Annotated in this window: 13 protein-coding genes and 1 pseudogene; 4 read left to right on the top strand and 10 right to left on the bottom strand. The window is 73.5% G+C overall.

Annotation, left to right across the window (positions count from 1 at the left end; genetic code table 11):
• Positions 1-390 precede the first annotated feature (390 nt).
• Positions 391-1,593 (bottom strand): annotated as a pseudogene (locus ACGF5C_RS29820) (LysM peptidoglycan-binding domain-containing protein); the annotation flags it as partial.
• A gap of 14 nt (positions 1,594-1,607) precedes the next feature.
• Positions 1,608-2,057 carry a pilus assembly protein TadG-related protein gene (locus ACGF5C_RS29815; RefSeq protein ID WP_393306958.1) on the bottom strand — a complete coding sequence of 150 codons (450 nt, stop codon included), beginning with the start codon at positions 2,055-2,057 and terminating at the stop codon, positions 1,608-1,610.
• Positions 2,058-2,290: 233 nt separating this feature from the next.
• Here ACGF5C_RS29815 and ACGF5C_RS29810 point away from each other — a divergent pair, with 233 nt between their 5' ends.
• The 4 genes from ACGF5C_RS29810 (at position 2,291) to ACGF5C_RS29795 (ending at position 5,797) form a co-directional block, all read left to right on the top strand.
• Positions 2,291-3,112, top strand: coding sequence for a site-specific integrase (locus tag ACGF5C_RS29810; RefSeq protein ID WP_393306956.1), 822 nt, complete (start codon positions 2,291-2,293; stop codon positions 3,110-3,112).
• Entirely contained in the window at positions 3,113-3,319 is a 207-nt protein-coding gene (locus tag ACGF5C_RS29805; protein ID WP_393306969.1) for a tyrosine-type recombinase/integrase, read from the top strand.
• A gap of 96 nt (positions 3,320-3,415) precedes the next feature.
• Positions 3,416-4,921, top strand: a complete 1,506-nt coding sequence (locus ACGF5C_RS29800; RefSeq protein ID WP_393306954.1) for a hypothetical protein — start codon at positions 3,416-3,418, stop codon at positions 4,919-4,921.
• A gap of 84 nt (positions 4,922-5,005) precedes the next feature.
• Complete coding sequence (locus ACGF5C_RS29795; protein WP_393306952.1) at positions 5,006-5,797, top strand: methyltransferase domain-containing protein; 792 nt, start codon at positions 5,006-5,008, stop codon at positions 5,795-5,797.
• An 83-nt stretch (positions 5,798-5,880) separates the two neighbouring features.
• On the opposite strand, the gene ACGF5C_RS29790 is transcribed toward ACGF5C_RS29795, so the two are convergent.
• The 8 genes from ACGF5C_RS29790 to ACGF5C_RS29755 form a co-directional block, all read right to left on the bottom strand.
• Positions 5,881-6,417, bottom strand: a complete 537-nt coding sequence (locus ACGF5C_RS29790) for a TadE/TadG family type IV pilus assembly protein (RefSeq protein ID WP_393306950.1) — start codon at positions 6,415-6,417, stop codon at positions 5,881-5,883.
• The gene (locus ACGF5C_RS29785; RefSeq protein ID WP_393306968.1) at positions 6,402-6,854 is read right to left on the bottom strand and encodes a TadE family protein; all 453 of its coding nucleotides are present in this window, start codon (positions 6,852-6,854) and stop codon (positions 6,402-6,404) included. The genes ACGF5C_RS29790 and ACGF5C_RS29785 overlap by 16 nt, the downstream gene beginning before the upstream one ends.
• Positions 6,855-6,992: 138 nt before the next feature.
• On the bottom strand, positions 6,993-7,196 hold the full coding sequence (locus ACGF5C_RS29780) for a hypothetical protein (protein ID WP_350702076.1): 204 nt from the start codon (positions 7,194-7,196) through the stop codon (positions 6,993-6,995).
• A gap of 26 nt (positions 7,197-7,222) precedes the next feature.
• Complete coding sequence (locus ACGF5C_RS29775; RefSeq protein WP_393306966.1) at positions 7,223-8,095, bottom strand: type II secretion system F family protein; 873 nt, start codon at positions 8,093-8,095, stop codon at positions 7,223-7,225.
• 117 nt (positions 8,096-8,212) lie between these two features.
• Positions 8,213-9,112, bottom strand: a complete 900-nt coding sequence (locus tag ACGF5C_RS29770) for a type II secretion system F family protein (RefSeq protein ID WP_393306948.1) — start codon at positions 9,110-9,112, stop codon at positions 8,213-8,215.
• A gap of 6 nt (positions 9,113-9,118) precedes the next feature.
• A complete protein-coding gene (locus ACGF5C_RS29765) occupies positions 9,119-10,693 on the bottom strand; it encodes a CpaF family protein (RefSeq protein WP_393306946.1) in 1,575 nt (524 codons plus the stop codon).
• Positions 10,683-11,483 carry a ParA family protein gene (locus ACGF5C_RS29760; protein WP_393306944.1) on the bottom strand — a complete coding sequence of 267 codons (801 nt, stop codon included), beginning with the start codon at positions 11,481-11,483 and terminating at the stop codon, positions 10,683-10,685. Before ACGF5C_RS29760 ends, ACGF5C_RS29765 begins: the two co-directional genes overlap by 11 nt.
• Before the next feature lie 2 nt (positions 11,484-11,485).
• Positions 11,486-12,145 (bottom strand): SAF domain-containing protein, encoded by a 660-nt coding sequence (locus ACGF5C_RS29755; RefSeq protein WP_393306942.1) that lies wholly within the window; start codon positions 12,143-12,145, stop codon positions 11,486-11,488.
• Between the last annotated feature and the right edge of the window lie 5 nt (positions 12,146-12,150).

Here is a 12,150-nt window from a genome sequence, read left to right as displayed (position 1 = left end):
CCGCCAGACGCTGGGCTGGGCAACCCCAACCCAGCGTCTCGCTCAACTCATCGCGCCCTGACGATTGCACTCACCACTTGACACCGCCCGGCGTGTCGCGGCAACAACCTCATGATCAACGAGGGTGTCCCGGGGGGTTGGGGTGGGTCAGGGGCGGCGGTGGCGGCCGATCAGGGGTTCGCGGGTGGCGCCCTTGTGGGCCCGGGCCGGGGCGCCGGCCACCGGGCTGGGGCTGGTGGCCGCGTCGCCGTGGACGCCCGGGGTGGTGCTGTCGCGGGGGGTCGCGGTCGTTCCGGTGTGGGTGGCTGCGCTGGCGCCCCGGGGAGCCGCGTCACGTCCGGTTCCCTTGCGTCCGGTCGCGCGTCCGCTTTCGCTGCGGCTGCCTCCGTCCCGCCCGGCACCCCCGGTGCCTCGACGGCGTGTGGTGGCGGTGCGGGCCGTGCCTGCCGGTACGCGGGCGGGGCGGCCGCGCAGGCCAAGGACCGCGCCGATCTGCGCGCCGACGATGCTCGCCACCGCGAGGACGGCGGAGACCGCGAGCGGTCGGTTCACGCGGTCGGGCTCGCCGGCCCGGGCCGCTCCGACCGTCAGCGTCGGGGTCTCGTCGCCAGACGCGTCGGCCGGCGGCGGCGCCGGGACCTGCGCCGGGGGCGAGGGCGTCGCCCGCTCCGGGGTGACCTGCTCCGGGGTGGGCTGCGGGGCCGGCCGGGCCGGCAGGGGTGCGGCGGGACGGGCGACGAGGCGGCCGGTGGCGTGCCGGCGGGCACCCCGGTCCTCGGCCTCCTGTGGGAGCTTCAGCAACTGGCCCGGGCGGATCCGGTCCGGGTCGTCGATACGGTTCAGCGCGGCCAGCTCACGGTAGTCGTCGAAGTCGCCGAGGTAGCGCTCGGCGACCCTGCCCAGGTGGTCGGCACGGGCCACCCGGTAGACCGCCGCCCCATCGGCCGAGGCAGCCGGAGCAGGCTGCGCCGCCGAGGCCGCCGAGGCCGCCGAGGCCACCGGAGCAGCCTGCACGGCCGGAGCAGCCTGTGTGGCCGGAGTCGCCAGATCAACGTGGGCTGCGCGGGCGGGCGGCAGAGCCGGGTCAGCCTGGACGGCCGGAGCGGCGGAGGCCGGCCAGGTGGCCTGTGGCGGGACAGCCATCGGCGCGTTTACGATCGGCGCTGCCGGCAGGGCGTACGGGCCGGCGACGGCCGTCGCCGCGCTCGCCGCCGGGCTGGCCGCGATGATCAACGCGACCGAACCGACCAGGGCGGCGGCGGCCCGCTGCTGGCGGCTCATGCCCGGCAGCCGGGGTGCCGGCCGGCGCAGCGCCTGCGCGCAGAGTTCCACCAGCACGGAGAAGGCGAACGTCGCCCACCCGAACCACCCGGCCAGCGCCAGCGTGCGCAGGAAGAGACGCCCGTCGTCGCGGCTGGTCAGCGTCGCGCCGATCTCCCCGACGGTGGGCAGTTGGTCGGGCAGCGGGTTGCCGGCGAGGGCGAGTAGCGCCACCGGCGCGCCGACCAGCACCGCGCAGAGCACGACGAGCGCGCCGAACCCGGTCAGGATCCGTCCGGTCCGCCGTACGGCGGAACGACCCGAAGCGGCCATGGCTGCCTTCCTTCCTACGGTGCTCCGGTGAGCGGCCGCGCGGTCGCCTCGCCGGAGACGGTGACGGTCTCGTCGAAGCCGAACAGGCCGAGCATGGATCTGTGGTGGGTGACGGTGACGCGTACGCGGACCCGGGTCTCCCCGTCGACGACCGGGAAGCTGACGGTGTGGCCGGCGGCGCCGGCGGCGGCGAGGTAGTCGGCGACGGCCCGGCGGGCCTGTGGCCGGTTGATCCGGGTGGGCCCGCCCTCGATGGCGGTGGCCCGGTCGATGGCCTGACCGCCGGCCCGGGCGGCCTCGGCCGCGAGGTTGTCGGCCCGCTGCAACGTGCGCAGTTGGCCGGCGCCGTCGAAGGCCATGCCGATGACGGCGAGGATCCCGACCATCGCCACCGCGAGGAAGACGCTCACCCGTCCCTCGTCGCCGAGGGTGACGGGAGCCGGCCGGACCCGACCGGCGGTCATCCCCGTGTCAGAACTGTCATGAGTTTCTTCCCTGCCGGAATGTCTTGAGCTGCCGGAAGCCCTGGTCACTGCGGCCTCCCGAGCGTCGATAGGAGTTTCGACGGAACTTCGGGATTGCTGACTCGTTGTCGGTCTTTTAGGCGTCGGCGAGTGATTCCTGAAGTGGGGCGGACATGACCCTGGCGGTAGTGAGGTCCATCGACTCGCCTCGTCGGCTCCGTACGGCGGCGGAGTTGGAGGATTTCGAGCAGGAGTTGGTCGATCAGTACGCGCTGGCGTCGGCGGCTTCGGGGATCACCGATGGGCAGATCCGGAAGGAGCGGTACGTATTGTTCGAGTTCGTTCGCTTCCTCGGTGAGCCGGTGTGGATGTGCCAGCCCGGCGACGCCGATCGGTACCTGGTGCACCTGCGCAAGGATCGGGGCCTGGCTGCAACGACGGTGGCGGACAAGGCGTTGACCATCGCGCAGTTCTACGATTTCCTGCTGTCGCGCTATCAAGGTGACATCCACGCCCTGACCGGTCAGGTGCTGGTGCAGCCGATCGACGAGTACAACCGGCCGCCCAAGCCCTACACCGCCAACGCCCGGGTGCCGCCGTCGGATGGCGACGTGGATACGTTGTTCGGCGCGTGGCGCGAGGCATTGCCACACGCCAGGAAGTACCTTCCTGCCGCTCGGGACTACGTGGCGGCGTCTCTGTGGCGTCGCGCCGGGTTGCGCATCACCGAGACTGCGATGCTGGACATCCGCGATTGGCGGCCGGACTTGGGCGAGCTGGGCAAGTTGCATGTGCGGTTCGGCAAGGGCAGCCACCGCCGCGGGCCGAAGGCCCGCATGGTGCCCGGGATCAACGAGGTCGGCCAGCTGCTGCAGTGGTGGCTGGTTGACGTGCGGCACCAGTACGGCGACGACTGGGAGGACCCACATGCGCCGCTGCTGCCCAGCGAACGCCGCGATCCGGTCACCGGCCGGTGCGAACGCATCGGCGCCAATGCCCTGCGCAACGGCCTGGCCGCAGCGGTGGAAAGGTGGCTGCCCAAATGGCAGCGTTGACTGACCCCGCACATCCTGCGTCACTACTGCGCGTCGTCCATGTATGGCCGAGGCGTTGACCTGAAAGCGATCCAGGAACTGCTCGGGCATTCGTGGCTGCAGACGACCACCGGCTACATCCACGTGCACGACCACCACATCGAGCATGCCTGGGCCAAGGCCAACGAACGTGTGGCGGCACGTCTGAACGAAACGACGGGGGGTTGATCCGATGCGGGCTACTTCGCCGCCGGGCTCTGCGCCCGCTGCCACCCCTACGCCACCCCGCCGGTCGAGTCCTGCCGCGACTGCTACGCATGGGGCGTGACCAGGCTGCACAACTGGCGCTGCCACGGCTGCAACACCTGGCGCGCCAAGTATGCAACGGTGGACCACTGCCCCACCTGCGGCCGGAAAGTCGCTCTCGGCGCCGAAGGCGTCTGCCGGCTCTGCCGCGAGCAGGCCACCCTGGTCCGCACCGGACGGGACAAGCTCGACGTCGTCGTCGCCAACCGCAACGGGCAGCAGCTGTTCCTGGCCAACATGTTCTCCGACGGAAGCCGCTTTCAGCCCAAGCCGCCAGCGGTCGAGCCCCACCAGCCGCTGCGGCCCCCTGTCCAGCACCAGCAACTGCTGCTGTTCCCCGCGCAGCGCAACCTGGCCGCCTGCGGCCGCGCCGCTATGCCGCCTCCACCCGACCAGGCTCTCGCGGACAGTCTCGACCAGCACACCCGCGCCTACGCCGCCGCCCGACGCTGGGGCAAGAAGCACACCGACGAGGCCCGCTGGGGCGTGCGCATCCTGTTCGGCCTGCAGGACACCCCCGGCGCGCCCATCAACGCCACCGACGTCCTCCAGTTGCGGGCCGCCGGCCTGCGCACCTGGACCGTCCTGGAAGTCCTCACCGACGCCGGCCTGCTCATCGACGACCGACCGCCGGCGATCGACACATGGTTCCACAGCCAGATCGAGAACCTGCCCCAGCAGATGACCACGGAACTGCTGACCTGGTTCGAGGTCATGCGGCGCGGCCGCTCCACCAGCCCGCGCCGGCGGCCACGCTCGGAGACCACCATCCGCCTGCACACCCGATGGGCCCTGCCCGTTCTTCGCGTTTGGGCCGCCAGCGGACGCATGACCCTTCGAGAGATCACCAAGGAAGACGTGCTCGACGCCCTGCCCGCATCCGGAAACGCCCGATCGACCGCCGGGCAAGGACTCAAGTCGATCTTCCGGGTGCTCAAGGAGCACAAGGTCCTCTTCGCCGACCCAACCCGCCGGGTCAAGACCGGCGAACACGAAGCACGTCAACCCGTGCCGGTCGACCTCAACGCCATCCGCAAGGCCCTCAACTCCGGCGACGTCGCCCGAGCCGCCGTCGTCGCCCTGATCGCCTTCCACGGCCTGCGTCCCGGCCACATCCGCCGGATGAAGACCACCGACCTGCGCGACGGGCGCCTGCACATCGACGGTCGAGTCATCGTCCTTGCCGAACCGGTACTGATCCGCCTCAAGCGCTGGCTCGACTACCGCGACACCCGCTGGCCCAACACCCTCAACGATCACTTCTTCCTGCACTACCGCACTGCCTGCCGGCCAGACGCGGCCGTTGGGCAACGCTGGATCTGGCTCGTCACCGGCGAAGGAATTTCCGGCACCGCGATCCGTGAAGACCGAATCCTCAACGAAGCCCACGCCACCGACGGCGATGTTCGCCGCCTCGTCGACCTGTTCGGCCTTTCGGTGCAGGCCAGTACCCGCTACACCGCCACCGTCGACCACCCTGGACTCACCGGTCCGACCGCAAACCGCGATTCCGCCACCGGCTGACCCGCCGAACCTCAAGACTTGATCTTCACACAACCACCACAGCATCACCCCCACGCCGGGTCGCGACTGTGGTTTCCTGCTTCCATGACCCCGCCCAGCAGCACCCTGCGCGCCGCCGACCAGATCGCCTACCTCGACCAAGCCGCCGCCAGCGATCCTGGGCGCCAATACAAGCAGCAACTCCTTGCGGCGCTGAACCTGCGCCCAGGCCACGTGGTGCTCGATGTCGGGTGCGGGCCCGGAACCGACCTTCCCGCGCTGGCCACCGCGGTCGGAGACAGGGGAGCCGTTATCGGCATCGATCACGACCCAGCGATGCTGGAGCAAGCCCAGCAACGAACCGCCGCGCACGCACACGTCACGGTCCGAGCCGGCGATGCCCACGCCCTGCCGCTCGACGACGCCAGCATCGACCGTGCACGCACCGATCGCGTGCTGCAACACCTCGCCGACCCCCGTCAGGCGCTGGCCGAGTTGCGACGGGTCGTACGTCCCGGCGGCCTGGTCGCACTGGCGGAACCAGACTGGGACACCCTCGCCATCGACGCCACCGACACCGCAACGAGCCGCGCCTACACCCGCTACGTCGCCAGCAAGGTGGTTCGCAACGCCGCTATCGGGCGGCAACTCGGCCGGCTCCTCAACGACGTCGGGTTCGAAGTCGCCTCCATCGAGGCCACCGTCGCCATGTTCCACGACTACCAAGCCGCAGACGCCATCCTGCGGATGCCCGCCGTCGCCCAGCGCGCTTGGCAGTCCGGAGCCCTCGACGAGAACGCCGCCCGGACCTGGCTCACCAGCCTGACCAACGGCCCGTTCCTGGCCGCTTTCACGTTCTTCACCGCCATCGGCCGCGTTCCCGCCACGAACAGCTAGACGGAGGGATCCACCGTTCCAGCCAGCCTGGCTGGCGCTCTCTCCATCGCCGCTTCCGGAACTGAAGCACACCCACACGCTCATCACACGTCACCCGCCCTCGGGTTCGTGCTCGAAGTAGCTTCAGTAATCCCGAACCCGAGAGCTCTGCTCCGGTAGCGGTCCAGTGGCGAGGTGAAGCTCGCCGACACCCGCTGGCCGGCGGGCATCCCCGGCAGGACGGACAGGTGCAGGTCCCGGTAGGAGACGGTGCAGGCGATCCGCACGGTGACCGAGGCGTCCTGCCCGGCGGGGCTGCGGAACGCCGCGTCGAGCGTGGTGGGCCTGCCGCGTACCGCGCCGCTGAAGGTCACCTCCGGGCTGCCGGCGCAGTCCAGGCCCCGCCAGTCGAGCTGCCGGCGGGCCGCGTCCCGCGCCTCCGCGCGGGCGGTGCGGGCGTCCCGGGAGATCGACGCGGCGCGGGCGGCGTCGTGGGCGGTGGCGTCGATGGCCTCGGCCGCCACGGCGGTACGCCCCGTGACCCCGGCCAGCACGATCAGCGCGATGAAGGCCGGGGCGAGCACCGCCACCTCGATCGAGACCGAGCCCCGCTCGGCGGTACGGCTCACGGCGCGGTCCACCGTTCCACCGTCCCGTGCGCGGTCTGCCGCACCGGGAAGTCGACCCCGGGGACGACCGACAGGGAGCGACCGCGCACCGTGCAGGTCACCTCGGTCGTGGTGCTCTCGCAGCTCGGGGCGGGCTTGTCCCAGTCGACGAGCCAGCCGCCGGCGGCCCGCAGGAACCGGGTGGCCCGGGCCTCGCCGGCCCCGGGCGGCGCCTGGTGCAGCCGTTGCGCGTTGACCGCGCTCTGCGCGGCGTTCAGCGCGGTGGACCGGGCGACGAACCAGGCCGCGGTCTGGATCGAGGCGAAGAGCAGCAGCAGGATCGCCGGCATCGCCACCGCCAGCTCGACCGGGTTGGCCCCCCGGTCGGTCCCGCCGGCTGCCAGGCGCCGGGCGACGGCCAGGCCGGGGCGGCGGGCGACGGCTGGACCGGGGCGGCGGGCGACGGCCAGGCCGGGGTGGCGGGCGGCGGCCGGACCGGTGCGGGCGGCGGCCGGTGCGGGCGGCCGGGCGGCGGCCAGGGCAGGGCACCGGGCGACGGTGATCGCCCGGCGTCCCGCCGAGGAGTCTGCGCGGCTCACGGATCAGGGCTACTTCGGGTCCTGGTGCTTCGGGATGTTGTCCATCCAGTCGTTGGCCGCGCCGAGGGCGGCGGCGGTGACCGCCATCGCGACGGCGACCAGGCCGAAGATGATCACGGCGGTGGGTACGGGGCTGTCCCCCCGTTCGCCGTCGCGGCGCAGCTCGGCCAGCCGCGCCGCCAGCGCGACGTGCAGGTAGGTGATGACGGACATGACGGGCTCCTTCTCTCGGGGTCGGATCAGAGGCGGGCGATGAACGGGTAGACGGCGAAGCCGAGCAGGACGAAGACGAGCAGCGTCCCGGGGATGTCGAGGCGGCTGGTCACCCCCTCGGCCCGGGCCAGGTTGTCGGTGCGGATCTGGTCGCGCAGTGAGTCCGCGCGGCTGCGCAGGGTCTCGTGCACCTGCGCGCCCTCGCTGCCCGAGGAGCGCATGATCGCCCCGACGTCGCCCAGCTCCGGGATGCCGATGCGCTCGGCGAGGTCGCGCAACTCGTCCCAGGGCGAGTGCATCTGCATCTGGGCGATCCGCAGCGCCTCCGAGATGCGGTCGAAGACCCAGCCGTCGCAGACCGCGGCCGCCCGTTCCAGCGACTGCACCGGCCCGTGGGCGGCGGCGAGCTGCAACGCGACCAGGTCGAGGTAGGTGCAGACGGCCTGGCGGAACTCGTCGCGGGCCCTGTCCGCCCGGTCCAGCACCGCCCGGTGCGCGACCAGGGCGCAGAGCAGCGCCAGCCCGAGGCTGCCGAGCACGGGCACGACCACCGGCAGCCGTACGCCGACGGCGAGGAGGGTGCCCCCGAGCAGCGTCGGGGCGGCGAGCCCGATCAGCGCGGAGAGCAGCATCGACAGGGCGTACTGCTCGGGGGTCCGGTCGATCAGGGCGAGCTGCCGGTGCGGTGGCCTCAGCCAGCGGCTCAGCCCGGTCAGCCACTCCAGCCGCCGGTCGGCGGGGGCGGTGAGCTGCCCGCCGCCGGGCGGCTGGTGCAGCCGGCGCAGCGCGGGCCCGAGCGCCGGGGTGGCCGGCACCAGTTCGCGGACCACCAGGAAGGCGCCCAGCCCGACGGCCGCCCCGCCGCAGACGGCGAGCGCGAGCTGCCAGTTGAGGACCACCACGCTCACGGGGCTGGCCTTTCGTTCGCGACTGTGGGGCCCGCAAGCTCACTCCTCGCGCTCACGGGGCTGGCCTTTCGTTCGCCGCTGCGGGGCTCGCAAGCTCACTCCTCGCGCTCACGCGAGCACCTCCTGCGGGTCGGGGGCGGGCAGGAAGCGCGCCGGCCGGCGCGGCTGGCTCATCGACCGCACCCAGGCCAGCAGGCCGACGAAGGCCGCGCCGAGGGCCGCCATCACGAGCTGCCCGAAGGGCGTGCCGTACGGGCTGACGTACTCGGTGTTGAGCAGCCCGTACGCGACGGTGGCGAGGGTCATCCCGGTGAGGAAGCGGACCGCGAACCGGGGTTGGGTGCGCTTCGCCTCGATCTCCCGGCGGGTGGCCACCTCGGCCGCCGCCGCGTGCGCGATCGAGCCGAGCACGTCGCCGAGGCGCTCGCCCCGGTCGGTCACGTGCAGGATCAGCGCCGCCACCACATGGTCGCAGACCGGGTCCCCGATCTCGTCGGCGAAGGCGAGCAGCGCGGAGCGGGCCAGCCAGCCGGCCTGGAGGCGGGCGGCGAGCAGCCGTACCTCCTCCTGGATCTCCTCGGGCGCGGTGGTGACCGTGCCGATGATCGTCTGCTGGAGGCCCTGGCCGGTGGCCGAGACGTCCTTGAGCCGGCGGGTCCACTCGCCGACCGCCTCGATCCGGGCGATGGCCCGCTGCTCGGCCCTGCCGACCGAGAACAGCCACGGGGTGCCGGGGACCGCCACCACGACCAGCAGGCCGACCACCGGCAGGCCGGTGAACAGGAAGGCCAGCGCGCCGGCGACCAGCGCGCCGACCAGCAGGGCCTGGTGCGCCCGCTGCTCGCGCGGGCTGGTGCCGGAGCCCTTCCACAGGCGCTCCAGCCCCCGGCCCGCGCCGGGCCCGCCGGGCGGCCGGCGGGTGCCGACGAGCGCGACGACCGCCAGCAGCAGCCCGGCGACGCAGGCGGCCCCGGAGACCACCGCGACGAGTTCGACGTTGTCCAGCACCGCGGGTCACCGCCGCCCGAGCCGGGTCTGCCGGGGCCGCCGCCAGGCGCCCGTGCCGGCCTCGATCCACCGGCTGAGCAGCCGGGCGTCGTAGCCGACCCGGAGGAGCTGGGCGCGGATCCGCTCGGGCAGGTGCCGGGGCACCGCCCGCCCGTCCGGCCCGGGACCGAACACCTGCGTGGTGGTGATCCGGTTGCCGTCGCCCACGCCGATGACCTCCTCGACGTGCGAGACGAAGCGGTGCTTGCGCCCGCCGATCGCGGTCTCGTCCTCGACGGTGACGTAGACGATCAGGTCGAGCGCGTTGCCGGCCATCCGGCGGGCCTGGTCGACGGTCATCTCCCGGCCGTGCGCCAGCGCCAGCTCGATGATCCGTTCGCTCACCCCGGCGGGCGTACGCGCGTGGATGGTGCACATCGAGCCGCGGCTGGTCGTCATGGCCTGGAGCATCGGGACGATCTCCCGGGACCGGACCTCGCCGACGATGATCCGCAGCACGCCCATCCGCAGCGAGACGGGGATCAGGTCGGCGATGCTCACCTCACCGGCCGGTCGGCCGTCCGGCCCGCGCTCGCCGTGCCCCTCCCGGGCCTCGAAGCTCATCACCGCCCGGTGCTTGAGCCGGCGGCGGGCCGGCAGCAGCTCCCGGCTCTCCTCCAGCAGCACGTACGGCTCGTCGGCCGGGATCTCGTCCATCAGCGCCCGGATGACCGTGGTCTTCCCGGCCCCGGCGAGCCCGGCCACCATGATGTTCAGCCCGGCCCGCATGGAGGCGCGCAGGAAGTCACGCACCAACGGGTCGATCATCTCGTCCAGGTCGCCCCGGCCGCCGGCGAGGTCGTCCAGGCTGACGTCCAGCGTGTTGTGCTTGCGGATCACCGCGTACGGGCGGTGGCTGACCAGGAACACCGCGGCCAGCCGGCTGCCGTCGGGCAGTTGCAGGTCGAGGGTGGGCTTGGAGGTCGACAGCGACCGCTCGGTGGCCCCGGCGCGGCGGGCCGCCGCCTGGAGGATCTCCACCAGCTCGTCGTCGCTGTCGGCGATCGGCTCGGCCCAGTCGACGCCGCCGCCGTGCCGGGTGACGCGCACCTGGTCGCAGCCGAGGATGTGCACCTCCTCGATGGTGTCGTCGACCAGCAGCGTCTGGAGGCGGCCGAGCCCGGCCAGCTCGGCGGTCACCTGGTCGAGCAGGAGCCGCTCCTCGCCGGCCGCCATCGGGGTGCCCGCGCGGCGTACCGCGTCGGCGTACTCGGCCACCACCGCGACCGCGAGCCGGGCGCGCTCGGTGTCCTCCTCGTCGGCGGTGAACTCCCGGCCGCGCTGCCACCGGGTGAGCCGTTCGCTGAGTTCCCGGCGCAGCTCGCGGACCACGTGGAAGTCGACCCGGGCCCGGGGCGGCGGCTCCGGCGGCGGCCCGGCCAGCGGCACCGGAAGTGGCGCCGGCTGGTGCCGCCCGTTGGGCGGGGGCAGCGGCGGCGCGGTGGAGGTGACGCCGGGCGGTGCGGTGGCAGCGGCACCGGGCGGGGTGGCGGTGCCGGGCGGCTGTCGGCGCGGATCGGCGGAGACCGGCTCAAACCGCATCCGGCACCCCCTGCGACACGGGCCAGGCCAGCCGGGCGCGCCGCCGCTCCAGCAGCGCCCCGACCGGCACCTCGAGGGCCCCGGCCGCGCGCATCAGCGGCCGACCGGCCCGCACGGTGCCGCCCAGGCTGAGCACCTCGGCCGTACGCGGGTCGTCCGGCAACCGGGCGACCACCGGCAGCCGCAGCGCCTTGCTCACCTCGCCGCTGCCGTGGCCGTCGCCGACCAGCAGCAGCCGCAGGCTGCCCGGCGGCACCCGGTGCTCGGCGAAGTCCCGCTCGATCGCCCTGACCATCGCGCGGGTGCCGGACAGGTCGGGCAGCCGGGCGCGGCTGACCAGCAGCACCACCGAGGCCGCGCGCAGGATCGGCCACGGTGGACCGACGACGCGCAGCCGCCCGCAGTCGACGAGCACGTCGTACGGCGGGTCGCCGCGTTCCAGGCTGGCGAAGAAGTCGGCGAACCGCTGCCAGAGCGGGGTGACGCTGCCGGCCTGCGCGGGGTCGACGACGCCGGGCAGCAGCAGCCGTTCCCGCTTCGGCGCGTCCAGGTCGACGAGCTGCGACCAGAACGCGGTCTCCAGGTTGCCGTCGCGCAGCTCGCCGACCGCCAGCTCGCCGATGCCCCGGGGGCCGTCGAGCGCGCCGCCCAGGTAGCCGGCGAGGACGGACCCGCCGGCCGGGTCGCACTCGGCGAGCACCAGCCGCCGGTGCCAGGTCAGGGCACAGGCCAGGGCCGAGGTGGTGACGCCCGGGGAGCCCTTCGCCGACACCAGCGCGATGATCGCCATGCTCAGGCCGCCTCGGTCAGCACGACGGCGATCCGCTCCTGCGCGGAGAGCGCCACCACGGCCGGCACGTCCCGCACGGCGAGCGCCAGGTAGACCACCACCTCGTCGTCGTCGGCGGGCGTCGCGGTGTCGATGACCGTCGCCTCGAACCGGGTGGCGGCGCCCGCCGGGCGGTCGTCGTCGCCGTCGGGCGTGCTGACCAGCAGGACCTTGTCTCCGGGGTGCAGCTCGCGGGCGGGCACCTCGGCGGGCCCGAGGCCCAGCGCGAGCTGCTGCTGCCCGGGGCCGAGCAGCGGGTCGTCGGTGAGCTGGGCCATGGTCAGCAGCGTCCCGGGGGTCAGCGACACGGCGGCGCGCTTGCCGAGCACCTCGTCGAGCCGGCCGGCCGGCACCGGGGACAGGCCCTGGCCGCCGGCCACCTGGACCGGGACCAGGTCGTCGGCGCTGATCTGCCGGCCGACCTCGACCGGCCGGGCCACGGCGAGGTAGCTGCCGGTGGCGCGTACCGAGGTGACGGCGAACGCCGCCCCCAGACCGCCGAGGGCGATCAGCAGCACGGCCAGGCCGAGCAGCCCGGGCCGCATCCGGCGCTGTCGCACCACCTTCGGCGGGGCGACCGGCGCGTCCACCGGTCCGGTCCCGTTCCGGGTCGCCACCCTCACCGGAC

This window comes from Micromonospora sp. NPDC047620 (assembly GCF_043205005.1).
In the GTDB taxonomy this organism is placed as follows: domain Bacteria; phylum Actinomycetota; class Actinomycetes; order Mycobacteriales; family Micromonosporaceae; genus Micromonospora.
This window is presented reverse-complemented; position numbering and strand designations above follow the sequence as displayed.

Coding starts and splice junctions, on each gene's coding strand:
- ACGF5C_RS29815 (WP_393306958.1), bottom strand. CDS start 2,057: ATGACCGCCGGTCGGGTCCGGCCGGCTCCCGTCACCCTCGGCGACGAG.
- ACGF5C_RS29795 (WP_393306952.1), top strand. CDS start 5,006: ATGACCCCGCCCAGCAGCACCCTGCGCGCCGCCGACCAGATCGCCTAC.
- ACGF5C_RS29780 (WP_350702076.1), bottom strand. CDS start 7,196: ATGTCCGTCATCACCTACCTGCACGTCGCGCTGGCGGCGCGGCTGGCC.
- ACGF5C_RS29765 (WP_393306946.1), bottom strand. CDS start 10,693: ATGCGGTTTGAGCCGGTCTCCGCCGATCCGCGCCGACAGCCGCCCGGC.
- ACGF5C_RS29760 (WP_393306944.1), bottom strand. CDS start 11,483: ATGGCGATCATCGCGCTGGTGTCGGCGAAGGGCTCCCCGGGCGTCACC.